We start from the raw sequence: 24523 nt of genomic DNA on the forward strand, positions 1-24523 counted from the left end.
GGGCATAATGACTTTTTGATAAAATCCGACCAGTTTTGTTTTTATATTTTTTTATTATTTAAAAGCTATGTTAAAGAAGATTTTGATTATTGTAGGTTTGGCTGTTTTGACAACAGCCTGCTCTAACAATTCGGGGCAGGCACAAAACGGCATGATTAGTGAAAGTGATGATGCTGAGTTAACGGGTTTGATTGCAGGTTTAGATGGGAAACAAGGTGGACTTCACCCTAAATTAAGAACAAACCGTCCTAAATCTGGTTTAATTGGTGATAAAGCACTTGCTCAAGTTTATAACGAATGGGGTGGTACACGTTATAGAATGGGCGGAAGCACAAAACGTGGTATTGACTGTTCTGCATTTATGCAAACCGCTTTCCTTGATGCTTATGGTGTGGAACTTCCTCGTACAACTTCAGAACAACGCTATTTAGGTCGCCAAATCCAAAAACATGAATTACGTAAAGGCGATTTAGTCTTCTTCCGTCGAAATAACCATGTGGGCGTTTATATTGGTAACAACCAATTTATGCATGCAAGTTCAAGCCAAGGTGTAACAATTAGTTCATTAGATGAAGATTACTGGGCAAGAACTTACACACAATCACGTCGCGTGATGTAATAACAATTTTTTATTTCAACAAAAAGTGCGGTTAAAATTAACCGCACTTTTTCTTTACGTAGATTATCTGTTTATTGGCTTAAGCCGCAAATTTCATTAAATCTCTTCTTGGTTTCATTTGGTGGATGGTATTTGTTACTGTTCCAACCAATGGTAGGCTTGTCCATTGTGTGGTTTTAATATTCTCCACTTTGGAATCTAATGCCATGAATACAAATTCATTACCGCTTACACCGGCAAATTCATAAATATGGAATTCATCTTGTTTTTCCAATACCACAAGATCACCGATGAAAAGGCTGTCATTTTTTTCAACCACTAACATATCGCCCATTTCAATTCCCCAAGCAAGCATATTCGGATTCGTTACACGAATAAAACACGTTTGTTGTGGACGTTTGATGCAATAAAGGTTGAGATCTAATTTTTTATTAAATGTCGATTTGCTTTCAACATCATTGAAAAATGGCATAGGATGATAAGAAAACGTCATATCATTTTGTGCAACTGTATTTGCGTAGTTCATCATCTTGTGTTCCTTTTAGTTAGTGTGTTTTTAATCATTGGTTGTTTATACAGGTGTAATATACTGTGGTTAGATACAGTATGTCAATAGGACATAGAAAAAATTTTTTTATAGGCGAAAATTTTAGAAAAAATTCATTCCAAGCTTAAAAAGTTCAATTTTTTAATAAAATAATAAAGAAAAAATTTTCTTTTAAACAAAATTTAAGCTATCTTTACTCTGTTTCGGTGGATCGTAACGATCTGAAGTTCAACTTAATCTTCATTTAAAACTATTATGAATACATCACGTTTATTTCATTTTCTTTTCCAAGGTAATTTGGTAAAACGAATTGCTGTTGGTTTGGTACTCGGGATCCTTGTTGCATTGGTGAATGAGAGTGTTAAAAATTCATCAGGCATTGATCTTGCATCTAGCTTTGGTGTGCTGGGTCAAATTTTCGTTAAAGCATTACGTGCAGTTGCACCAATTTTGATTTTCTTCCTTGTTATGGCTGCACTGGCTAATAAGAAAGTGGGCTCTAAAAGCAATATGAAAGAAATCGTAGTGCTTTATCTTTTGGGTACTTTCTTAGCGGCTGTGGCTGCAGTAATTGCAAGTATGGCATTCCCATCAGATGTAGCTCTTGCAGTAAAAGAGGATGCGAGTTCAGCGCCTCAATCTGTTGGCCAAGTGATGCTTGCTTTAGTATTGAATGTGGTGGATAACCCATTAAATGCAATTTTCAAAGCAAACTTTATCGGTGTTTTAGCGTGGTCTATCGGTTTAGGTTTAGCCCTTCGTCATGCATCAGATACAACTAAACAGGTTGTGGCTGATTTTGCAGAAGGCATTTCTAAAATTGTTCACGTGATTATTTCATTTGCACCTTTCGGTGTATTCGGTTTAGTGGCTGAAACATTATCTGACAAAGGTTTATCTGCGTTAGGTGGATATGTTCACTTATTATTCGTGTTAATCGGTACAATGCTATTTACTGCCTTTGTACTTAATCCAATTCTTGTTTATTGGAAAATTCGTCGTAATCCATATCCATTAGTGTGGACTTGTGTACGCGAAAGTGGTGTAACGGCATTCTTTACACGTAGCTCTGCAGCAAACATTCCTGTAAACATTGAATTAGCAAAACGCTTAAATCTTGATGAAGAAACCTATTCTGTGGCAATTCCATTAGGTGCAAATATCAATATGGCGGGTGCGGCAATTACCATTACTGTATTAACGTTAGCGGCTGTTCATACATTAGGCATCGAAGTATCTTTCATCAGTGCGGTGTTATTAAGTATTGTGGCAGCGCTTTGTGCATGTGGTGCTTCTGGTGTGGCAGGTGGTTCATTATTATTAATCCCATTAGCTTGTAGTTTATTTGGTATTAATGATGACATTGCAGCTCAAATGATCGGTGTAGGTTTTGTGATTGGTATCTTACAAGACTCAACAGAAACCGCGCTAAACTCTTCAACTGACGTATTATTTACTGCGGCAGTATGTATGGAAGAAGAGCGTAAAAACGGTTAATTAAATTAATCTGACAAGGCGGGCAAATTGCTCGCCTTTTGTTTTTAAAGGAAAGAGAATGACACTTTTAATTCAGCAGGCAAAATTTGAGCTTCATCAAAAACAGACCTTAAACTTACCGCACTTTGCGATTGATCCACGACAATATTGGGTTGTGGTAGGCAGTAATGGGAGTGGAAAATCAGCGTTTGCTTTAGCTTTGCAAAATGAATTGTCTTTGCAGGAAGGGGAGTATCGTAATACTTTCAAACGTGTTCAATCTTTCTCTTTTGAAAAACAGCGAGAAATTCTTGAAGCGACATTAAAGAATTTAAATAATGATGATACCGATCCAGATTTTTTTGGTAAAACCGCAAGGGAAATGATCTTAAATGGCAGTTCATCGCTAGATTTTTGCGAAGAGATTGCAGAAAAATTAGGGATTACTTATCTCTTAGATCGTTTCTTTATCAAACTTTCCACTGGCGAAACACGTAAAGTATTATTGGCACAAGCGTTATTACAAAAGCCCGACCTATTAATTTTAGATGAACCTTTTGAAGGGCTAGATCAGCAATCTGTGCAAGATTGGATGGCGATGCTGAACGAACTGAAAAAAGAGTGTGCAATTGTTCTAATTGTTAATCGTCTAGCGGATATTCCAGAACAGTCCACTCATTTAGCCATGTTGGAAAATTTAGAGTTAGTATTAGAAGGTGAACGCCAATCCATTGAGCAACAAAGTATTTATCAACAATTAGTTTATGCAGAGCAATCTGTTGATGTGGCTTTGCCTGAACCAGCCTCACCATTACTAAAACTACCTGAAAACCAAGCGCACTTTGAGCTTAAAAATGTCACGGTCCAGTATGGCGATAAAGTCATTTTGGATCATTTAAACTGGGTTGTTCAACCTCATGAAAATTGGTGGATTAAAGGACCAAATGGTGCAGGAAAATCAACCTTACTTTCTTTGATTACAGGCGATCATCCTCAGGCATTTTCGAATCATGTGGTGATCTTTGGTAAACAACGAGGCTCAGGTGAAACGATTTGGGATATTAAACAAAAAATTGGTTACGTAAGTAGCCAACTGCATTTAGATTATCGTGTGAATTGTTCCGTGCTAGATGTCATTATTTCGGGCTTTTTTGACAGTATAGGGATTTATCAACAAGTACCAGAGGCAATTCGTTTGAAAGCCATGCAGTGGTTAGCTCGTTTAAATCTGACTCATTTAGCAAAAACGTCATTTCGTTCACTTTCTTGGGGGCAGCAACGTTTGCTTTTAATCACACGAGCGATGGTGAAACATCCGCCTGTTTTAATTTTAGATGAGCCTTTTCAAGGGCTTGATGGATTAAATCGTAAGCTAGTGAAACATTTTATTGAACAACTTGTTAATAATAGTGAAACGCAGCTTTTATTTGTTTCTCATCAAGATTTAGATGCCCCGAATTGCATTACGCATCTTTTTGAATTTATAAGAGAAAACGATAAATATATTTATGTACAAAGTGCGGTCTAATTTGATAGACTTTTCTTATATTTCCTCATCATTAAGGAGCAATCTATGGAAGGCTTATCTATTGCCGCAATCGTCTTTATTGTATTAGTTGTTGTTGTGCTATTTTCGGCACTTAAAACTGTACCGCAAGGTTATAACTGGACGATTGAGCGTTTTGGACGTTATACCCACACCTTAATGCCTGGCTTGAACTTTGTGGTTCCATTTGTGGATCGTGTTGGTCGTAAGATCAATATGATGGAACAGGTATTAGATATTCCCTCACAAGAAGTTATTTCTAAGGATAACGCGAACGTATCCATTGATGCGGTTTGTTTCGTCCAGGTGATTGATGCTCGCAGTGCAGCTTATGAAGTGAATCATTTAGAACAGGCGATTATTAATTTAACCATGACTAACATTCGTACCGTATTAGGTTCGATGGAATTGGATGAAATGCTTTCCCAACGTGACTCCATTAACGGTCGTTTGTTGGCAATTGTGGATGAAGCGACCAATCCTTGGGGGATTAAAGTTACCCGTATTGAAATTCGTGATGTGCGTCCACCACGTGAATTGATTGATTCAATGAACGCACAAATGAAAGCGGAACGTAATAAACGTGCGGAAGTGTTGGAAGCGGAAGGTATTCGTCAGGCGGAAATTTTACGTGCAGAAGGGGAAAAACAAGCCCGAATTCTGAAAGCGGAAGGGGAGCGTCAAGAAGCCTTCTTACAAGCAGAAGCGCGTGAACGTGCAGCAGAAGCGGAAGCGAAAGCAACTCAAATGGTATCAGAAGCGATTGCCAGCGGTGATACCAAAGCGATCAATTACTTCATCGCACAAAAATACACAGAAGCCTTAAAACAAATCGGTGGTTCACCAAATAGCAAAGTGGTCATGATGCCGCTTGAAGCCGGTAATTTAATCGGCTCGGTAGCGGGTATTGCCGAACTGTTAAAAGGCGACAAAAAAGCGTAATTTCCTAAAGTGCGGTTAAAAATGACCGCACTTTTTCTCTCAAGGAGTTGATATGGCAGATTGGTTAACAACTTGGTCGGTGTGGCATTGGTTAGTATTAGGTTTTGTATTGTTAATTGCTGAAACCCTCGTGCCCGGCGTATTTTTATTGTGGTGGGGCTTGGCTGCGATTGTGACTGCTGGTGTAATGGCGTTAGTACCAAGTTTATCCTTAACCGTGTTAGCCGTTTTTTATGCGATTTTAGCGATTATTCTCTCGCTGCTTTGGTGGAAATACCAACATAGCAAAGATAATCAGGACCAATCACGTACGACCTTAAATCAACGAGATCATATTCTGTTAGGTAAAAAAGGCACGGTATTAGAAATCGGTTCTAACGGTATTGGTCGTGGTGCCTTTGGCGATACCACATGGCGCATTCAAGGCGAGCATTTAACAGTGAATGATCTGGTGGTGGTAGAACGCGTTGATGGCATCACATTGTTAGTGAAAAAGGTAACGGAATGAATCATTTAATTATTTTTGCACATCCCAATAGCCAAAAAAGTTTTGGTCGTGCTATCGTAGATCGCGTTGTAAAAGCAAGCCAACAACTTGGTGTTGAAACCCATTTGCGCGATCTTTACACCATGGAATTTAATCCGATTATTTCCTTTGAAGAATTACAATCGGCGAATAAAGGGATTATTCCGGCAGAAATTCAGCAAGAGCATGATTTTATTCGCCAAGCAGATTTGATTACGATGATTTATCCTTTATGGTGGATGGGTTTTCCCGCAATCTTGAAAGGCTATTTAGATCGTGTATTAAGTCATGGTTTTGCTTATAAAACAGAAAATGGCGAATCCAAAGGTCTGCTTCAAGGTAAAGCGATGCAACAATTTATCACTATTGGTAGCAGCGTAGCAAAATATCAAGAATACGGCGTGGATAAGTCTCTCAATCATTGTTTGATCAATGGTTTATTTAATTATTGCGGTATCGAGAATGTGGATTACACCCTGTTTGGGGATATTCATATTATCGATAATGCTGCTCGCCAAGCGATGCTTGATGAAGCTGCCGAAAAAACAACAGCAAAATTGACCGCACTTTTAGCTCAATCTTGAGCACAATCATAGGAAAGCAACAGATGTCAGAAACTCAAGTTAATAATTTCTCTTTAATTAGCCGTTTATTCGGCAATTTATTTTATCGCAGCCCTACGGATCCCATTTTGAGTGGGGTATTTGATTGGCTGCAACAACAAGGTTTAAGTCAAGTGTGGGCACTTTCTACGGATAAAGAAAGCGAAGCGGCCATTGATAATTTACAGATGAAAATTGATTTAACGTTGCTTGATCAAGAATATCAAAAATTGTTTGGTCCAAACGGTAACGTACCAACGGCTATTTCAAGTTATGATATAGATGTACAACGTTTTGTGGATTTCCGCAATACTCGTAATGTGCCTGAGGCAGAGCATGTGGATCATTTCGCTTTGTTATTGCTTACTGCTTCTTGGTTAGAAGACAACACGGAATCACTATCCGCTCAACAAGATTTATTCGGTGATTTCTTATTGCCTTGTGCAGCGAAATTCTTAACCCAAGTGGAAACTTATGCAACGCTTCCTTTCTATCGTTCATTAGCGTATTTAACCCGTGAAATCTTAGCTGCAATGGCTGATGAATTAGAAGAAGGCGAGTAGTTTTCATTAATAGAATAGATCCCTAAAAGAGATTTTTAGAGAGCAATAAAAAAGCCCCGCGAATCAAAACGCGGGGCTTTTATTTAATGGAAGATCAATTATTCTTCAGAAGTCACATCTTCAGTGCCTTCGTCTTCATCATCCACATCACAAACACGTTCAAGACTGACTACGTGCTCATCTTCTGCGGTACGAATTAAACGAACCCCTTGGGTGTTACGGCCAACGATGCTCACTTCACTTACACGAGTACGCACTAAGGTACCCGCATCAGTGATAAGCATAATTTGGTCGGTTTCTTCCACTTGTGTCGCCGCAACGACTTTACCGTTACGTTCGCTCACTTTAATCGAAATCACCCCTTTGGTATTACGGGATTTGGTTGGGTATTCGCTTAATTGTGTGCGTTTACCGTAACCGTTTTGCGTCGCCGTAAGGATTGCGCCGTCATTTTTCGGCACAACTAAGGAAACCACTTTATCGATGTTGAGATCGAGTGTTTCTTCTGCATTATCATCAGAAACCTCTTCAATTTCGACCGCACTTTCATCGTCAGCGATGTCGTTGGTTAGAGCAAGTTTAATACCGCGTACACCTGTTGCTAAACGACCCATTGCACGTACTGCGCTTTCAGCAAAACGCACCACGCGACCTTGTGAAGAGAACAACATGATTTCGTTAGAACCATCGGTAATATCCACACCAATTAATTCATCTTCATCACGTAAGTTCAAGGCGATGATACCGCTTGAACGTGGACGGCTGAATTCGGTTAGCGCAATTTTCTTCACAATACCACCAGCCGTTGCCATGATGACGAATTTATCTTCTTCATAAGCAGAGATTGGTAGGATTGCGGTGATACGCTCGTTTTCTTGCAACGGTAGAATATTCACAATCGGACGACCACGCGCACCACGGCTAGCTTGTGGTAATTGATAGACTTTCAACCAATATAAGCGACCACGGCTCGAGAAACAGAGAATCGTATCGTGAGTATTCGCCACTAAGAGTTTTTCGATGAAGTCTTCATCTTTCATCTTCGTTGCGGATTTACCTTTACCACCACGACGTTGTGCTTCGTAGTCGGTAAGCGGTTGATATTTCACATAACCTTCGTGAGAAAGGGTCACTACTACATCTTCTTGAGCGATTAAATCTTCTAAATCAATATCACCGGAAGCCGCAGTAATTTCAGTACGACGTTCATCGGCAAATTGTGCTCGTACTTGTTCAAGTTCTTCACGAATCACTTCCATCAAGCGCTCAGGGCTGTTGATGATGTGGAGAAGTTCTGCAATTTTAACCAATAACTCTTTGTATTCATTGATCACTTCTTCGGTAGCAAGACCGGTTAAGCGATGTAAGCGAAGTTCTAAGATTGCATCAACTTGTTCTGGAGAAAGGTAGTAATCCGAACCTTTAATACCAAATTCAGCCGCTAACTCAGCTGGACGTGCCGCTGCATCAAGCAAACCTAAAATTTCGTTATTCAGTTTCCAAGGACGAGAAATTAATTTTTCTGCCGCTTCTTTACGCTCTTTCGATTGACGGATGATATCGATGATTTCATCGATATTTGATGTCGCAACCGCTAAACCTTCTAAAATATGAGTACGCTCGCGGGCTTTACGCAATTCAAATAAAGAACGGCGAATCACCACTTCTCGACGGTGCATCACAAAGGCTTCAATGATTTGTTTTAAGTTGAATAAACGTGGTTGACCGTGATCTAAGGCCACCATGTTGATCCCGAAGGTCACCTGCATTTGGGTAAGCGCATAGAGATGATTTAATACCACTTCGCCTACGGCATCGCGTTTGATGTCGATTTCAATGCGGATCCCTTCTTTGTTAGAAAGATCGATAATATTGCTGATGCCTTCGATTTTTTTATCTTTGATAAGCTCAGCAATTTTTTCTACCAATTTGGCTTTGTTCACCTGATAAGGCAATTCGGTCACAATGATTTGCTCTTTGCCTTTATCTGTGGTTTCTACGCTTGCACGAGCGCGAACATACACTTTGCCGCGGCCAGTGCGATAAGCTTCTTCAATCCCTTTACGGCCATTAATTAATGCCGCTGTTGGAAAGTCTGGACCTGGAATATATTGCATTAACTCATCAATGGTGATGTTTTCGTTATCAATATAAGCCAAGCAGCCATCTAAAACTTCATTTAAGTTGTGTGGAGGAATATTCGTTGCCATCCCCACCGCAATACCGGAAGAACCGTTTGCTAAAAGTGCAGGAATACGGGTTGGTAATACATCCGGAATCATTAATTCGCCATCATAGTTTGGCGAGAAATTCACGGTTTCTTTATCCAAGTCAGTTAATAACGCTTGGGTGATTTTTTGCATACGTACTTCGGTATAACGCATTGCCGCTGGCGCATCACCGTCGATTGAACCGAAGTTACCTTGCCCATCTACCAACATGTAGCGCAATGAGAACGGCTGTGCCATACGCACAATGGTGTCATACACCGCAGAATCACCGTGCGGGTGATATTTACCGATTACATCACCTACCACACGGGCAGATTTTACGTATTTTTTGCCGGCAGTGATGCCAGATTGATCCATGGAGAAAAGCACACGTCGATGCACCGGTTTTAAACCGTCACGTACGTCGGGCAAAGCACGCCCAACAATCACCGACATGGCGTAGTCAAGGTAAGAAGATTTGAGTTCTTCTTCAATATTGACTGGGGTAATAGAGGAATGGATTGAATCCGTCATTTTTATTCCTTTTTTGATCAAAAAATTGCGACGGATTATAGCATAAATTTAAGCGTTTTTGTGTGAAAAGTGCGGTTGATTTTAAAGCAGTTTTTTAATGCGGAAATAAATAAGGCAGACATTAAGTCCGCCTTATGATTGAGAGAAAATCATCTACTTCCAATTTTCTCGTTTAGCTTTTTGTAATTTCGCATAAGCGCCAAGTAAAGCTTGGTGTTCTTTGAAGTTTTCAAGCGTTTCATCGCTGGATGGCAAGTTATAGAACGGGTTACCTTTTTCTGCCACTACAGCCCAAGCTTGTTGAACGGCTTCTTTGCCATACATTCTTTCAAATACAGTGCGATATTGCTGTGGATCGCGAGTACTGTCTAAATGCAATTCAATGATACTGATTAAGGCACGATAGTAATTCACACGTTCTGGCGTAAATACAGAGCTGTTCATATTCATCGTCCAGTTTGCCCAATCTAAGGCGAATTCTAATTCACCTAATGCTAAGTAAAGCATGGATTTCAGTTCACCAACACGTAATGTTGTCCAACCGCTTGCTTTTGGTGCCACGATACCGATAAATTCGCGAACACGTGTGGCATCGTCAATATCTTGCTCATCTAATTCTGCCAATAACTCTTGGTAAGTTTCAGCATCATGATGATGGTGTGGTAGATCCAATAAGATCTCGCGCCAGTCCATACCCATATTATTATTGGCATAAATGAGGTCATCAGCAGGATAGATATCAGACATGCCTGGTACGATAATGCGGCAAGCGTAAACGTCTAAATGGTTGTAATCCATGATATAGACTTCTTTTTCCTCTGCATTAAAGATAGCCATCAAGTTTTCATATTCTTCTTGGGTTGAACCTGAGAAATCCCAATCTACAAACTCATAATCTGGCGTATTTTTGAATAAATCCCAAGAAATTAAACCGCTAGAATCAATGAAGTGTGTTTCAAGGTTAGCGTGTTCAGCCACATCATCATTATTGAATGATGGAGGAGAGAATACATCGAGATCTTTTAAGCTGCGGCCTTGTAAAAGCTCCGTTACGGTACGCTCTAGTGCCACTTGAAAGTTTGGATGTGCACCAAAAGAGGCAAAGCACGTGCCGTTATTGGGGTTGAGCAATACCACGCAAATCACAGGATATTTGCCACCTAATGAGGCGTCAAAGGCATAAATAGGGAAACCTTCTTCCTCTAATTTGGCAATAGAGGCTTGAATGGATGGATAGCGATCCATCACGGATTTTGGAATTTCAGGAAGACTGATCGCTTCTGCAATAATGCGATTTTTCACATAGCGCTCAAAGACTTCTGAAAGCCCTTGCACACGCGCTTCATTTTTTGTGTTGCCAGCTGACATCCCATTAGAAACATATAAATTCGCAATGATACTTTGCGGAATATAGACGGTTTGTTGATCGGATTGGCGCACATAAGGCATGGCGACAATACCACGATCGTAATTACCGGATTGCAGATCCACAAGTAATTCAGGCGTTAGTTCTTGGTTTGGATCGAAATAATCCCATAGATAATCATCTAAAATCCCTTCTGGTAAAAGGGCGTCATCTTCAATTGGAAACCATTTTTCAGCTGGGTAATGAACAAAATCACCGTTAGCAATTTCTTGTCCTAAATAGAAATCAGCAAAGAAATAGTTGGTGGAAAGACGCTCGAAATATTCACCTAATGCAGACGCTAATGCGGCTTTTTTGCTTGCGCCTTTGCCATTAGAAAAACATTGTGGGCAATCTTTATCACGAATGTGTACCGACCATACATTTGGCACAGGATTAAGCCAAGAGGCTTCTTCAATATTGAAACCAAGTGCGGTCAATTTTTGTTGAAATTTTGAAATACTGTCTTCAAGTGCGGCATCTTTGCCGGGGATAAATGTTTGTTCGGTCATAATTGTTCCTGTTATAAAAAGCCCCAGCATCATAGGGGAGTTTAGTGAGCTAATCAAGCATAAAATTTATGCACTTCTGCTCTTGTTTTCCTTGATTTTTAAGGGTAAATTAGCTTGGCGCAGAAAGGCATTTTCTGCGTGGGTAAAATTATAAACAAATCAACCAATTGGGAGATATCATGGCTCAAGGATTTTATGAATTAAAAGTGGCTAAAGATGGACAATTTATGTTCAACTTAAAAGCAGCAAACGGACAAGTGATTTTAACTAGCGAACTTTATAAAACTAAAGCATCAGCTGAAAACGGTATTGCTTCAGTGCAAAAAAATGGCGTGGATGCGAAAAACTTTGAATATCGCGTAGCGAAAAATGATAAACCTTATTTCGTATTAAAAGCGGCTAACCACCAAGAAATTGGCCGTAGCCAATATTATTCTTCTCAAGCTGCAGCAGAAAAAGGCGTTGAGTCAGTGATCAATAACGCATCTTCTGCAGTAATCAAAGAAGTCTCAGAGTAATCATTCTGTTCTTATTTCTTTAAATGCACCTGCCGGCTCTAAAAACGCCGGCATTTTTGACCGCGCTTTCTCCGGATTCAGTGTCAATGGATAGGTTCGTTTTTGAGCAACGATTACCGTGAGCGGAGAGCAGAGCGTGCTCTTTTCTTGTTTTATGGATAGTCTTTCTTCTGCAATCACATCAAAATTTAATAACGATAACCAGTCAATGACTCGCCAAGTAGCATATTGTCGGAATTTGAAGTCACCTAACTTCGGTTTGAAAAGTAATGGACTCATCGGATTAAATAACGTGATGAAAATCCAGCCGTCATCCTTTAAAACGCGATGTGCTTCACGCAATATTTGGTGAGGATCTTGCGCAAAATTTAAGGTGTTTGCCAACAAGCAGGCATCCATTTCTTTTTCAATAAAAGGCAAGGCTAATGGTGAGGCTTGGATCAAACTGTCACTTTCATTTAAAAGTGCGCTAGGAAAATGTGCGATTTTTTCTGCTAACACAATTTGATGGCGTAAAGGCAAGTCAAAGGCTATTTCGCCACTTAAGGCACCGACTTTCAGAATTTGATAGCCTAAAATTTTTGGTGTCCATTGGGCAAAATAATCGGTTAATACGTTACAATAGGCTTCACCTTGCGGTAACGCTTGCCAACTTTCAGGTGAAAGAAGAGGCTTGTGCCATTTGGCTTTCCAATTCAATGTTAATCCTATTTTCATAAGGTAATTTATGCTAGTTTCTATTCCTGCACTCAATGATAACTATATTTGGCTTTATAGACGAGAAAATTTCCCTGTAATTGTGATCGATATCCCAGAAATAACGCGTTTAATTCCGTACTTAGAATCGAATAAGTTAGACGTAGAGGCGGTGTTATTAACTCATAATCATGATGATCATGTGCAAGGTGTCGCGGAATTTAAGCAATATTATCCAAATGTACCTGTTTTCGGCCCAACAGAATGTGCAAATAAAGGGGCAACCAATATCGTGGATAGTGGTGTGATTAATACGGCACATTATCATATTGAAGTTTTGCCAAGTGGTGGTCATACAGCAGGGCATGTCAGCTATTTGGTGGATGGGCATTTATTTTGCGGTGATGCGTTATTCTCTGCGGGCTGTGGTCGCGTATTTACGGGAAATTTTGCACAAATGTTTGAATCTATGCAACGTTTTAATCAATTACCGAATGAAACCGTTGTTTGCCCCGCTCATGAATATACGCTGGGTAATTTAGCTTTTGCGGAAACCGTATTGGCAGATAAAAGTGCGGTCAAAAATCAACGTGTTTTAGTGGAACGTTATCGAGCAGAGGGTAAGCCGAGCTTGCCGACAACAATTGAATTAGAGAAACAAATTAATCCGTTTTTACAAGCAAAAAATTTAGACGAATTTACACAATGGCGTTTAGCGAAAGATAAGTTTTAACTCATTTTAGTTATTTATTTGAGTTTTTTCTCTTGAAATTTGCTCAATTCTCAACAATTCATTAAAATAGCGAAACTTTTACTTTCTACTTAAGCCGCATATTCATAAAAGTGCGGTTGTTTTTATTAGGTTTTTATGACCCTTCTTGTTCTAGGCATTAATCATAAAACAGCTTCTGTCGCTGTTCGTGAGAAAGTCGCTTTTTCTGAAGAAAAGCGGCAGCTTGCCTTACAACAAATTCACCAACAAGATTTGGCTGAAAGTGCGGTTATTCTTTCTACTTGTAACCGTACAGAGATTTATCTTCACCATCGTCAAATTTCACCCCAAGAGTGTAAGCAATGGCAAACGAACTGTATAAATTGGTTTGCTAACATTCATCAGCTTTCTGTCGATGAATTAAATAAAAGTATTTATGCGCATCAAAATCAACAAGCAGCAAATCATTTAATGCGCGTGGCCTGTGGTTTGGATTCATTAATTTTGGGTGAGCCGCAAATTTTAGGACAGGTGAAACAAGCTTTCCAAATTAGTGAAGATTATTATCAAGCGGCTAATATTCCGCTTTCAAGTACGCTTTCTCGCTTGTTCCAAAAAACCTTTGCAACAGCAAAACGAGTGCGTACTGAAACCAATATTGGTGAAAGTGCCGTATCGGTGGCTTATGCGGCTTGTAGCTTGGCACGTCAAATTTTTGAATCTTTACGTGAATTACAAATTTTGCTCGTTGGGGCAGGGGAAACCATTGAATTGGTGAGTCGTCATTTATTACGCCACGGTGTAAAAAAATTGATGATTGCTAACCGCACTTTATCTCGTGCTGAGCAGTTGGTGGAAAAATTAGCGTCTAATACACCGATTGATGTGTATTCGCTTGATGAATTGCAAACACCGCTAAATCAAGCCGATATTGTTATCAGCTCTACAGGCAGTCCGACTATTTTAATCACTAAAGCGATGGCTGAAATTGCGGAGAAAGCACGCCAATTTAGACCGACTTTAATGGTTGATATCGCCGTGCCTCGTGATATTGATGAAAATGTCTCTGAATTAGAAAGTGTGTATCATTACACCGTGGATGATTTGCAAGATATTATTCAACGCAATCTTTCTCAACGTGAGCAAGCATCAGAGCAAGCACAAGATATCATCACGCAAGAATGTAATGCCTTCTTTGAGTGGTTGAAAGTTCAACAATTCTCCAATTTGATCCGTCATTACCGTGATGAGGCAGAGAATACTCGCCAAGAATTACTCGAAAAAGCGTTACACCAAATTCAACAAGGTGAGAATGCTGAAAAAATTCTGCAAGAATTAAGTTATAAATTAACAAATAAACTCATTCATGCACCAACCCAAACTATGCAATCCATGATGAGATCGGGTAATGCAGAAGGGTTGCATGCCTTTTCAAATGCGTTGCATTTAACCCATCCTTTGAATGAAAAAAACGATTAAATTTTTGACCGCACTTTTCGGTAGTGCATCGTTACTGATGAGTGTGCCAGCCCTAGCGGAATACCGAACTTTTGATGATGGCAATATTACTTACGGAATTTTCCAAGCAAAGCCCGAAGAAGTACAGCTACATTGGAAAGATGCCGAAGGTAAAGATTATCAAAGTTTAACGCGTCTCAAAAATGCCTTAGAGCCTAGCTATAACGTGAAAATGATCATGAATGCAGGCATTTATAGCATGAATAACACGCCAGCGGGATTATGGATTGAGCATGGAAAAGAGCTCAATGCGTTAAATACAAAATCAGGCAAAGGTAACTTTCATGTACAACCCAATGGTGTGTTTGCCATTGCAAAAAATAAGCCCTACATTTTAACCACATCCGCTTATCAGAAAAGTAAACTCAAGCCGGATTTTGCGCTGCAATCAGGCCCGATGTTGATTATTCATGGCAAAATAAATCCGCAATTTAGAGCAAGCCTAGAAAGCTATCATAAGCGTAATGCAGTGTGTTTGACGAAGCAAAATGAATTGCTATTTTTGATGACGATAAGAGGTGAGCCTAATCTTTATACCTTGAGTCAAGGTTTGCTTAAAATTGGTTGTCAGGATGCCTTATATCTTGATGGAACCATTTCTAATTGGTACATTCCAGGGCAATTTAGCTCTTTGCATTGGAAGCATTTTGTGGGAATGATCTCCGTTCTTGATGTGAACAAAAAATAGCAAAAGCGTTTTATTTATAATCAACTAAATCAAAAAATCCGTTTTTTGCAAAAAAATGATTGACGAGAATAGGTCAAATCAGGATAATACGCCCCGCAAAGCCGATAAGGTAAAGCAAATGATGGCTACATAGCTCAGTTGGTTAGAGCACAACACTCATAATGTTGGGGTCGCAAGTTCGAATCTCGCTGTAGCCACCAAATTTGCGGGACTGGCGAAATTGGTAGACGCACCAGATTTAGGTTCTGGCGCCGAGAGGTGTGTGGGTTCAAGTCCCTCGTCCCGCACCATTTATCAGCTTGCAGTCAAATAGTAGTTGGGGTATCGCCAAGCGGTAAGGCACCGGGTTTTGATCTCGGCATCCCTAGGTTCGAATCCTAGTACCCCAGCCATACTATCTAAATAAAATCTTCTTTATTTCCAATCAAAGAATTTCTGTTGGGGTATCGCCAAGCGGTAAGGCACCGGGTTTTGATCTCGGCATCCCTAGGTTCGAATCCTAGTACCCCAGCCATCTTATTTTCTCTATTTCTTTTATATAAAAAATGCGATTAAATTTAACCGCACTTTGTTCTATCCATCAGTTGTTATTTGCTCAAAATTTTAATGTCTTTATATAAAAGAAAAGCCACCTTGCGGTGACCTTTCATATTGATTTATTTTAATTCTACTAAAGTTAAATTACATTGAGCTGTTGATGCTGCAGGTAATGCTTCATAATCTTTTCCTGCCTGAGGCGTGAATGTGAGTTTTTTACCCGAACAGCTGTAACCTAGTTGTGTATATTTAATACCTTTTGCATAATCGGTATAAGTATTATCTGGGGTTACTATTTCACTTTTTAGAGTGATTTCAGCACCAGCAGGGATAACAAACTCTTTAAAGAAAGTACTTGAACCAAAGTTATTGAATTGGCTTGGTTTTTTACTCGCTTCGCTATCTGGCATCCCTAGCGATTCATTACCTTTAAGGTAAAGCATTGAGCCGAAGGATTGCCCCCATCCACCTCCAACATTTACTTTTTCTGTTTTTCCATTCTGTTTTACTTCCATCTCGGTATAGCGACCATTTTGTCCATATAGACGGATACGTGCGTCAGTTTGTGGGTTATAAGCTTTTCCTGCATTTGACAGCTCAGTGTTTACACAACCCGAGAGTAGTAACACTGCTGTACTGATAAGCATCAATTTTTTCATAATTTTTCCTTTTGTTAATGGTAGAAAATGGTAATTAATGTTCCCTTGTCTTAAAGAAGGTCACATCAGGATAACGTTCTTGTGCAAGATTTAAATTAACCATAGTTGGTGCAATGTAAGTAAGATTATCGCCACCATCTAATGCTAGATTTTGCTCATTTTTGCGTTTGAACTCTTCAAATTTTTTGTTATCTGCACATTCCACCCAACGAGCCGTCGCGACATTGACCGTTTCGTAAATGGCTTCAACGTTATATTCTGATTTCAAACGAGAAACGACCACATCAAACTGTAGCACACCGACCGCGCCAACAATCAAATCATTATTACTTAATGGGCGGAACACTTGAACAGCACCTTCTTCAGAAAGTTGTACTAAGCCTTTTAACAATTGTTTTTGTTTAAGAGGATCTTTCAAACGAATACGACGGAATAATTCAGGGGCAAAGTTTGGAATACCGGTAAATTTAAGCTCTTCGCCTTGCGTAAAGGTATCGCCAATTTGAATCGTACCGTGATTGTGCAAACCGATAATATCGCCAGCATAAGCCTCATCTGCATGAGTACGATCCCCCGCCATAAAGGTGAGGGCGTCAGAAATGACTACATCTTTACCAATACGCACGTGTTTAAGTTTCATGCCTTTTTCATATTTGCCAGAAACTACGCGTAAGAAAGCCACGCGGTCGCGGTGTTTTGGATCCATATTGGCTTGGATTTTAAATACGAAACCAGTGAATTTTTCTTCTTCTGCTGAGACTTTACGGGTATCAGCTTGACGAGCTTGTGGTGCAGGTGCCCATTCAGTTAAACCATCTAAGAAATGATCAACACCGAAGTTACCTAATGCAGTACCGAAAAAGACAGGTGTTAATTCACCACTTAGGAATAAATCCAAATCAAATTCATTACTTGCACCTTTTACAAGCTCTAATTCATCACGCAGTTGTTGGGCTAAGTCATCGCCTACGGCAGCATCTAATTCTGGGCTATTTAGACCTTTCACAATGCGTACTTCTTGGATTGTAGAGCCTTGCCCACTTTGGTAAAGATAGGTTTCATCTTTATATAAATGATAAACCCCTTTAAACAATTTACCGCAACCAATCGGCCAAGTAATTGGCGCACAATGGATTTTTAATACGCTTTCCACTTCATCTAATAATTCCATTGGATCACGAATATCACGGTCAAGTTTATTCATGAAAGTGATAATTGGCGTATCGCGTAAACGGGTCACTTCCATTAATTTAATGGTACGTTCTTCAACCCCCTTTGCCGAGTCGATAACCATTAAGCAGCTATCCACAGCCGTCAACGTGCGATAGGTATCTTCCGAGAAATCCTCATGCCCCGGCGTATCCAATAAATTCACTAAGCATTCATTGTAAGGGAATTGCATCACGGAAGTGGTAATGGAAATACCACGTTGTTTTTCCATTTCCATCCAGTCAGATTTTGCATGCTGTGCAGAGCCTTTACCTTTTACTGAGCCTGCTTTTTGAATGGCATTGCCGTATAACAATACTTTTTCGGTGATGGTGGTTTTACCCGCGTCAGGGTGGGAAATAATCGCAAATGTGCGACGTTTATTCACTTCTTCTAATGGATAACTCATTTGTCTTGTTTCTTCTGTTTTAAATGATGCTGTATTGTCGCTGATTTTCAGATTGAGCTCAAATTAAATTGCTTTTCTTTTGTTATCTATAGCTTATTTAGGTGTATGACTCTGTAGTTTCTTTTCTTTAAAATTTTTCATAAAAAAAGCAAACGTTTGCGCCAAAAGTGCGGTACAATATCTACCGATTTTTTATTCTTATAATTAAAGGTGCAAGCAATGACACAACTTAGTCTAAAAAAAATCTATTCGGGAAAAGTGCGTGATCTTTATGAGATCGATGATAAACGGATGTTAATGGTAGCCAGTGACCGTTTGTCCGCATTTGATGTGATTTTAGATGATCCTATCCCACGTAAAGGTGAAATCCTGACTCAAATTTCCAATTTCTGGTTCAATAAGTTAGCTCATATTATGCCGAATCATTTTACGGGTGATTCAGTTTATGATGTGTTACCAAAAGAAGAAGCTGATTTAGTAAAAGATCGCGCAGTGGTTTGCAAACGTTTGAATCCAATTAAAATTGAGTCTATCGTGCGTGGTTATTTAACAGGTAGCGGGCTAAAAGATTATAAGCAAACAGGGACCATTTGTGGCTTGAAATTACCGGAAGGATTAGTTGAGGCAAGTAAATTACCTGAACCGATTTTTACGCCATCAAGTAAAGAAGAATTGGGTAATCACGATATCAATATCAGCTATGAACAATGTGAAAAAGCTATTGGCGCAGAGTTAGCGGCACAAGTGAGAGAAAAAGCGATTGCACTTTATACTGAGGCAGCAAAATATGCGCTGACTAAAGGTATTATTATTTGTGATACCAAATTTGAATTTGGTTTAGATGAAAATGGCACGCTCACTTTAATGGATGAGGTATTAACACCGGATTCTAGCCGTTTTTGGTCAGTTGATACTTATAAAGAAGGAACAAATCCACCGTCATTTGATAAGCAATTTGTACGAGATTGGTTAGAACAAAGTGGTTGGAATAAACAACCGCCAGCACCGAAAGTACCAAAAGAAGTGATTGAAAAAACAGTGGCTAAATATCAAGAGGCGTTGGATTTATTAACAAAATAACATTAACAAACTCCCTGCTATGCTTTAGAATAGCAGGGATTTTTATGGATAAAATATTGTGAATAAAAGAGTATGAAATCTGTTGCGATAGTTGGTTTAGGTTGGCTAGGCTTACCGCTGGCGCTGCACTTAAAAGAGCTTGGTTGGTGTGTAAAAGGCTCAAAACAATCCCCTGATGATGCTCAGAAATTGCATCAGCTAGGCATTGAAACTTATCCTTTTTCGCTTTCTGACGAAATGAAACGTTTACCAGACCATATTCGCCCTCTTTTTAATGTAGATGCTCTCATTATCACCCTACCACCTAGCCGTTTTTCTTCTCAACAGTATTGTGAATATCTTGCTTTTTTAGCCAATCAAGCCAAGAAACAAGGTGTACAACATGTACTTTTTACCAGTTCAACTTCTGTTTTTCCTGATATTTCGGGGCAATTTGATGAAAGTTCTCAACGTTCAGCTGAAACAGAAATGGGTAAAACACTGATACAAGCAGAACAGTGCTTGTTCCAATCAGGAATATTGCATTGCGATATTCTTCGACTTGCAGGATTAATTGGTAAACAACGCCATCCGGTTAAATTCTTAGCAGGAAAACACAATTTAAAACAGGGCTATTCGCCTGTTAATTTGGTGTATCTAGAGGATTGCATTCAAGCTATTACTGCCTTACTCATGAATTCAAATGGATTACGAACTTACCATCTTTGTGCGCCAATTCATCCTACTCGAGCAGAATATTACACAAAAGCAGCAGTATTTTATGATTTATCCATACCACAATTTGAATGTAGTGATTCGGATCCGAAACGAATCATTATGGCAGATAAAATTTGTCGAGATTTAGGCTTCGCTTATCGTTATCCAAATCCCGATGATATGTTAGAAAAGCGCAGTGATTTTTGACCGCACTTTTTAAAGACTCACTCACCATAACCACAATGAAGGAAATAAAATATGTCAAATACGATTCTGCAACATTTACCTAAAGGTCAAAAAGTTGGTATCGCTTTTTCAGGCGGGCTCGATACCAGTGCGGCATTACTTTGGATGCGTCAAAAAGGTGCAGTACCTTATGCTTATACAGCAAACTTAGGTCAACCAGATGAAGATGATTACAATGCAATTCCCAAAAAAGCAATGGAATATGGTGCGGAAAATGCGCGTTTAGTGGATTGTCGTGCGCAGTTAGCCCATGAAGGGATTGCGGCTATTCAATGTGGTGCATTCCATATTTCTACTGGTGGAGCAACCTATTTCAATACCACACCACTTGGCCGTGCGGTAACAGGTACGATGCTTGTTGCAGCCATGAAAGAAGATGATGTGAATATCTGGGGTGATGGTTCAACTTTCAAAGGTAACGATATTGAGCGTTTTTATCGTTATGGCTTATTAACCAACCCAAATTTAAAAATTTACAAACCATGGTTAGATCAACAATTCATCGATGAGTTGGGCGGTCGCTTTGAAATGTCACAATTCTTAATCGCAAATGGTTTTGACTACAAAATGTCGGTAGAAAAAGCGTATTCAACTGACTCTAATATGCTAGGTGCAACACACGAAGCGAAAGATTTAGAAGAATTAAGCACAGGCATCAAAATTGTGAAACCAATTATGGGCGTGGCATTCTGGGATGAAAATGTTGAAGTGAAACCAGAAGTAGTAACTGTTCGCTTTGAAGAAGGGGTGCCGGTTGCATTAAATGGTAAAACATTTGATAACGTAGTAGAGCTTTTCTTAGAAGCAAACCGCATTGGTGGTCGTCACGGTTTAGGCATGTCAGACCAAATTGAAAACCGTATTATCGAAGCAAAATCACGTGGTATTTATGAAGCACCGGGAATGGCATTATTCCATATCGCTTATGAACGTTTAGTAACGGGTATTCATAATGAAGATACTATTGAACAATATCGTATCAACGGTTTACGTTTAGGCCGTTTGTTATACCAAGGTCGTTGGTTTGATCCACAAGCGTTAATGTTACGTGAAACAGCACAACGTTGGGTCGCTCGTGCGGTGACTGGTGAAGTGACATTAGAACTTCGTCGTGGTAATGACTACTCAATCTTAAATACTGAATCACCAAACTTAACTTATGCGGCTGAACGTTTAAGTATGGAAAAAGTGGAAAACGCACCATTTGATCCAATCGATCGTATTGGTCAATTAACTATGCGTAATTTAGACGTAGCAGATACGCGCGGAAAATTAAGTATCTATTCTCAAGTAGGTTTATTAACTGCGGGTAAAGATTCCGTTTTACCGCAATTAGGTAAAAAATAATTTTCTCCTTTAAATATAAAAAGAGCGGTCGATTTTGACCGCACTTTTAGTAGAAATAATAAAAAACCTTAGGTTTTAACCTAAGGTTTTTGTTTTTTAGCACAGATTATTTTTTCTCTTCACATTTGTTGATATCGCTACATTTGCCGTAGAGATATAAACTGTGTGCTTTTAATTTGATGCCATGTTGTTCACTGATTTCTTTTTGACGTTGTTCAATAATGTTATCAGTAAACTCAAATACTTTGCCACAATCTTCACAGATAATGTGATCGTGGTGTTCTGTTGGCGCGAGCTCAAAAACAGATTTGTTGCCTTCAAAATTATGGCGAATCAAGATATGCGCTTCATCAAATTGGTTAAGCACGCGATATACAGTTGCAAGGCCAATATCACTGCCTTGCTCTAACAAGATTTTATATACTTCTTCAGCTGAGAAATGTTCATGTTTATGCTCTTGCATTAATGCAAGGATAGTGAGCCGAGGTTCAGTAATTTTTAATCCTGCTTTTTTGAGTAATTTGATGTTTTCTTCAGACATAATGTTCCCTTAAATTTGCTAAATTAGAGATGGTTAAGCTAATTCTGCTAAACACATTTCATCGTAGATTTGTTTTGTCCATTTCTCTACGCGTTCTGCAGTAAGTTCAGGTTGACGATCTTCATCAATACATAAGCCGATAAAGTTTCCATCATCTAACAATGCCTTTGAGGATTCAAAGGTATAACCATCCGTTGGCCAGTTCCCTACGATAATCGCACCGCGTGGTTCAACGATATCTCGTACTGTGCCGATCGCATCACAGAAATAATCTGCGTAGTCTTCCTGATCGCCACAGCCAAAGATACCGACTAATTTGTCAGTAAAATCAATTTCTTCTAAGGTTGGGAAAAAATCATCCCAGTCAGCTTGAGCTTCACCGTAATACCACGTTGGAATACCGAAAAGTAAAAAATCATAACCTTCGATATCTTCTTTAGAGCTTTTTGCAATGTCACGAATATCAACGAGTTCGTTGCCTAATTGCTTTTGAATCATTTTTGCAATGTTTTCTGTATTACCTGTGTCACTACCGTAAAATAAACCGACAACTGCCATTGTTCTTTCCTTTTGAAATAAAATTAGGTGAGTAGAAAAAAGATGAGGGATCAAAGCCCCACAATTTGTGCGAACTATAACATAAATGAATTCTCATTTGAATAGAATAATTCTCATTTAAAACGATTAATTCTTATTTAGAAACCTATCAATAGCACGTATCACAAAATCAGGTTTTTCTGCATGAACCCAGTGCCCACAACCATTGATGGTGAAGGAGGTCGCATTCGGGAATTGTTTTAGAATGGTTTCGGTATATTCAGGTTTAATATAAGATGAAAGCCCACCTTTGATGAAGAGTGTAGGCGTATTAGCGAAGACCTCTTGCCAATCCATTAGCTCCGCATAATGTTCAAAAAGTGCGGTCAAATTGAAACGAAAATATTCACTTGAAGACGGCTCAAAAGATTTCAACATAAATTGCACCACACTCGGATCGGCAATTTCAGTTTCTAAAATAGGCTTAGCTTGTTGACGAGTTTGTGGCTGCGCTTTTTTCACAGCAAACAAACCACGGAACACATCATCATGTCCAGCACTGCTATTTGCGACTGGGGCAATATCAATGACGACCAATTTTTCTACGCGCTGTGGTTGAAGAGCGGTCATTTTCATGGCCGTTTTTCCACCCATTGAATGACCAATTAAGATAATCTTATCTAATTGAAGATGATCGATAAGTTGCCATACATCATCAGCCATGACATCGTAATTCATTGTTTCTGAATGAAAACTATGCCCATGATTACGTAAATCTACGCGCAAAATATTATAGTTATCGCTAAATGCACGCGCGATGACACCAAGATTATTCATATCCCCAAATAAGCCGTGAATGAAAACTAAAGTGGGCGAATTAATTGATTGTTTTGCTTGGTGAAATTGATGGTTTAATAATTGGGAAGATGACATATATTTTGCGTGAGAATTTGGTTAGAAATCGTTATAATGGACGAAAATTTTAGCAAACGGAGAGAAAAAAATGAAGATAATTGAAGTCGATGAAGAATTGTATCAATACATTGCGGCACAAACTCAATCTATTGGAGAAAGTGCGTCTGATATTCTTCGCCGTTTGTTGAATTTACCCACTCACGCAACAAGCTCAGTTGATTTCTTTGAATCAGTCGTATCAGCTGAAACGCCAAAAAGTGCGGTGCATTCTGAGCCTGTTTTAACGGAAAAAGCAACCGAAGCATCTCAACCAAAAGTTGAACCTGTCGAACCGCCAAAAGCAGTGAAAAAACAATCGGATGAAGCAATCAATCATATTGTTGATAAAGTCCGTGCGCTCTTGAATTCTGCTGAATTTAAAGAAGAGCCAAAAGCAGTCGTGCGTTTTTTAAGTATATTGCGTACGCTTTATCGTACCAATCCAGAAAGTTTCGCACAGGCAACAGAAAGCCTACAAGGTCGTACTCGTGTTTATTTTGCTCGTGACGAAGGGACGTTGCTTGTGGCGGGTAATCACACGAAACCAAAACAAATTCCAGATACGCCATATTGGGTGATTACCAATACCAATAGCGGTCGTAAGATGCTGATGCTAGAAGGGGCGATGCAATCTATGCATTTGCCTGAATATTTAATTGACGAAGTTCGCCCTTATTTCGTTAGCAACTAATTC

General features: G+C 39.3%; 24 protein-coding genes and 4 tRNA genes. 19 read left to right on the plus strand and 9 right to left on the minus strand.

Annotated features, from left to right (window positions below; translation table 11 throughout):
• Positions 1–67: 67 nt before the first annotated feature.
• The gene (locus O3746_RS00310) at positions 68–619 is read left to right on the plus strand and encodes an NlpC/P60 family protein (RefSeq protein ID WP_371447406.1); all 552 of its coding nucleotides are present in this window, start codon (positions 68–70) and stop codon (positions 617–619) included.
• A gap of 79 nt (positions 620–698) precedes the next feature.
• Here the strand turns inward: O3746_RS00310 and O3746_RS00315 are convergent, their stop codons facing one another.
• Positions 699–1148 (minus strand): LexA family transcriptional regulator, encoded by a 450-nt coding sequence (locus O3746_RS00315; RefSeq protein ID WP_075915980.1) that lies wholly within the window; start codon positions 1146–1148, stop codon positions 699–701.
• 273 nt (positions 1149–1421) lie between these two features.
• Here O3746_RS00315 and sstT point away from each other — a divergent pair, with 273 nt between their 5' ends.
• The 6 genes from sstT to O3746_RS00345 are packed head-to-tail and all read left to right on the plus strand — an operon-like array spanning position 1422 to position 6821.
• Entirely contained in the window at positions 1422–2663 is a 1242-nt protein-coding gene (gene sstT, locus O3746_RS00320; protein ID WP_371447409.1) for a serine/threonine transporter SstT, read from the plus strand.
• Positions 2664–2721: 58 nt separating this feature from the next.
• Positions 2722–4170, plus strand: coding sequence for a molybdate ABC transporter ATP-binding protein ModF (modF, locus tag O3746_RS00325; protein ID WP_371447411.1), 1449 nt, complete (start codon positions 2722–2724; stop codon positions 4168–4170).
• Between the two features lie 45 nt (positions 4171–4215).
• Positions 4216–5130: an SPFH domain-containing protein gene (locus tag O3746_RS00330; protein ID WP_049366068.1), complete on the plus strand. Its 915-nt coding sequence runs from the start codon at positions 4216–4218 to the stop codon at positions 5128–5130.
• Positions 5131–5182: 52 nt separating this feature from the next.
• Entirely contained in the window at positions 5183–5638 is a 456-nt protein-coding gene (locus O3746_RS00335) for an NfeD family protein (RefSeq protein ID WP_371447413.1), read from the plus strand.
• On the plus strand, positions 5635–6240 hold the full coding sequence (locus O3746_RS00340) for an NAD(P)H-dependent oxidoreductase (protein WP_371447415.1): 606 nt from the start codon (positions 5635–5637) through the stop codon (positions 6238–6240). The genes O3746_RS00335 and O3746_RS00340 overlap by 4 nt, the downstream gene beginning before the upstream one ends.
• Positions 6241–6263: 23 nt before the next feature.
• A complete protein-coding gene (locus tag O3746_RS00345; protein ID WP_197560584.1) occupies positions 6264–6821 on the plus strand; it encodes a molecular chaperone in 558 nt (185 codons plus the stop codon).
• Between the two features lie 98 nt (positions 6822–6919).
• Here O3746_RS00345 and gyrA read toward each other — a convergent pair whose 3' ends face one another.
• Positions 6920–9565, minus strand: coding sequence for a DNA topoisomerase (ATP-hydrolyzing) subunit A (gene gyrA / locus O3746_RS00350; protein WP_014065640.1), 2646 nt, complete (start codon positions 9563–9565; stop codon positions 6920–6922).
• Between the two features lie 153 nt (positions 9566–9718).
• Positions 9719–11482 (minus strand): 30S ribosomal protein S12 methylthiotransferase accessory factor YcaO, encoded by a 1764-nt coding sequence (ycaO, locus tag O3746_RS00355; protein ID WP_371447417.1) that lies wholly within the window; start codon positions 11480–11482, stop codon positions 9719–9721.
• A gap of 179 nt (positions 11483–11661) precedes the next feature.
• Here ycaO and O3746_RS00360 point away from each other — a divergent pair, with 179 nt between their 5' ends.
• A complete protein-coding gene (locus O3746_RS00360; protein ID WP_049370256.1) occupies positions 11662–12000 on the plus strand; it encodes a YegP family protein in 339 nt (112 codons plus the stop codon).
• On the opposite strand, the gene O3746_RS00365 is transcribed toward O3746_RS00360, so the two are convergent.
• A complete protein-coding gene (locus O3746_RS00365; RefSeq protein WP_371447419.1) occupies positions 12001–12717 on the minus strand; it encodes a class I SAM-dependent methyltransferase in 717 nt (238 codons plus the stop codon). It lies immediately after the preceding gene.
• Positions 12718–12727: 10 nt separating this feature from the next.
• On the opposite strand from O3746_RS00365, the gene gloB reads away from it, so the two are divergent.
• From gloB to O3746_RS00400, 7 genes are all read left to right on the plus strand, one after another.
• Positions 12728–13429: a hydroxyacylglutathione hydrolase gene (gene gloB / locus O3746_RS00370; protein WP_290990161.1), complete on the plus strand. Its 702-nt coding sequence runs from the start codon at positions 12728–12730 to the stop codon at positions 13427–13429.
• A 135-nt stretch (positions 13430–13564) separates the two neighbouring features.
• Complete coding sequence (hemA, locus tag O3746_RS00375) at positions 13565–14887, plus strand: glutamyl-tRNA reductase (protein WP_290990159.1); 1323 nt, start codon at positions 13565–13567, stop codon at positions 14885–14887.
• Entirely contained in the window at positions 14871–15614 is a 744-nt protein-coding gene (locus tag O3746_RS00380; protein WP_290990157.1) for a phosphodiester glycosidase family protein, read from the plus strand. The genes hemA and O3746_RS00380 overlap by 17 nt, the downstream gene beginning before the upstream one ends.
• 123 nt (positions 15615–15737) lie before the next feature.
• Positions 15738–15814: transfer RNA gene (locus O3746_RS00385), tRNA-Met, on the plus strand.
• A gap of 5 nt (positions 15815–15819) precedes the next feature.
• Positions 15820–15904: transfer RNA gene (locus O3746_RS00390), tRNA-Leu, on the plus strand.
• 27 nt (positions 15905–15931) lie between these two features.
• Positions 15932–16006 (plus strand) — tRNA-Gln (locus O3746_RS00395).
• A gap of 47 nt (positions 16007–16053) precedes the next feature.
• Positions 16054–16128: transfer RNA gene (locus tag O3746_RS00400), tRNA-Gln, on the plus strand.
• A 142-nt stretch (positions 16129–16270) separates the two neighbouring features.
• Here the strand turns inward: O3746_RS00400 and O3746_RS00405 are convergent.
• A complete protein-coding gene (locus tag O3746_RS00405; RefSeq protein WP_070775556.1) occupies positions 16271–16810 on the minus strand; it encodes a hypothetical protein in 540 nt (179 codons plus the stop codon).
• Positions 16811–16844: 34 nt separating this feature from the next.
• Entirely contained in the window at positions 16845–18428 is a 1584-nt protein-coding gene (gene prfC / locus O3746_RS00410; RefSeq protein WP_070775555.1) for a peptide chain release factor 3, read from the minus strand.
• A gap of 219 nt (positions 18429–18647) precedes the next feature.
• Between prfC and O3746_RS00415 the strand changes: the two genes are divergently transcribed.
• The 3 genes from O3746_RS00415 to argG all read left to right on the plus strand — a co-directional run bounded on the left by O3746_RS00415 (position 18648) and on the right by argG (position 21797).
• Positions 18648–19508, plus strand: coding sequence for a phosphoribosylaminoimidazolesuccinocarboxamide synthase (locus O3746_RS00415; RefSeq protein WP_070775554.1), 861 nt, complete (start codon positions 18648–18650; stop codon positions 19506–19508).
• A gap of 72 nt (positions 19509–19580) precedes the next feature.
• Positions 19581–20411, plus strand: coding sequence for an SDR family NAD(P)-dependent oxidoreductase (locus O3746_RS00420; RefSeq protein ID WP_197560577.1), 831 nt, complete (start codon positions 19581–19583; stop codon positions 20409–20411).
• A gap of 51 nt (positions 20412–20462) precedes the next feature.
• Positions 20463–21797, plus strand: coding sequence for an argininosuccinate synthase (argG, locus tag O3746_RS00425; RefSeq protein WP_049384012.1), 1335 nt, complete (start codon positions 20463–20465; stop codon positions 21795–21797).
• A gap of 106 nt (positions 21798–21903) precedes the next feature.
• Here the strand turns inward: argG and fur are convergent, their stop codons facing one another.
• From fur to O3746_RS00440, 3 genes are all read right to left on the minus strand, one after another.
• Complete coding sequence (gene fur / locus O3746_RS00430; RefSeq protein ID WP_049366031.1) at positions 21904–22338, minus strand: ferric iron uptake transcriptional regulator; 435 nt, start codon at positions 22336–22338, stop codon at positions 21904–21906.
• A gap of 33 nt (positions 22339–22371) precedes the next feature.
• Positions 22372–22896, minus strand: coding sequence for a flavodoxin FldA (gene fldA / locus O3746_RS00435; protein ID WP_049362803.1), 525 nt, complete (start codon positions 22894–22896; stop codon positions 22372–22374).
• Positions 22897–23022: 126 nt separating this feature from the next.
• Positions 23023–23808, minus strand: a complete 786-nt coding sequence (locus tag O3746_RS00440) for an alpha/beta fold hydrolase (RefSeq protein WP_049370274.1) — start codon at positions 23806–23808, stop codon at positions 23023–23025.
• Positions 23809–23878: 70 nt separating this feature from the next.
• Between O3746_RS00440 and seqA the strand changes: the two genes are divergently transcribed.
• Positions 23879–24520 (plus strand): replication initiation negative regulator SeqA, encoded by a 642-nt coding sequence (gene seqA / locus O3746_RS00445; RefSeq protein WP_049370275.1) that lies wholly within the window; start codon positions 23879–23881, stop codon positions 24518–24520.
• Positions 24521–24523 lie beyond the last annotated feature (3 nt).

Source organism: Haemophilus sp. 27098_8_127, from assembly GCF_041433495.1.
Lineage (GTDB): Bacteria > Pseudomonadota > Gammaproteobacteria > Enterobacterales > Pasteurellaceae > Haemophilus_D.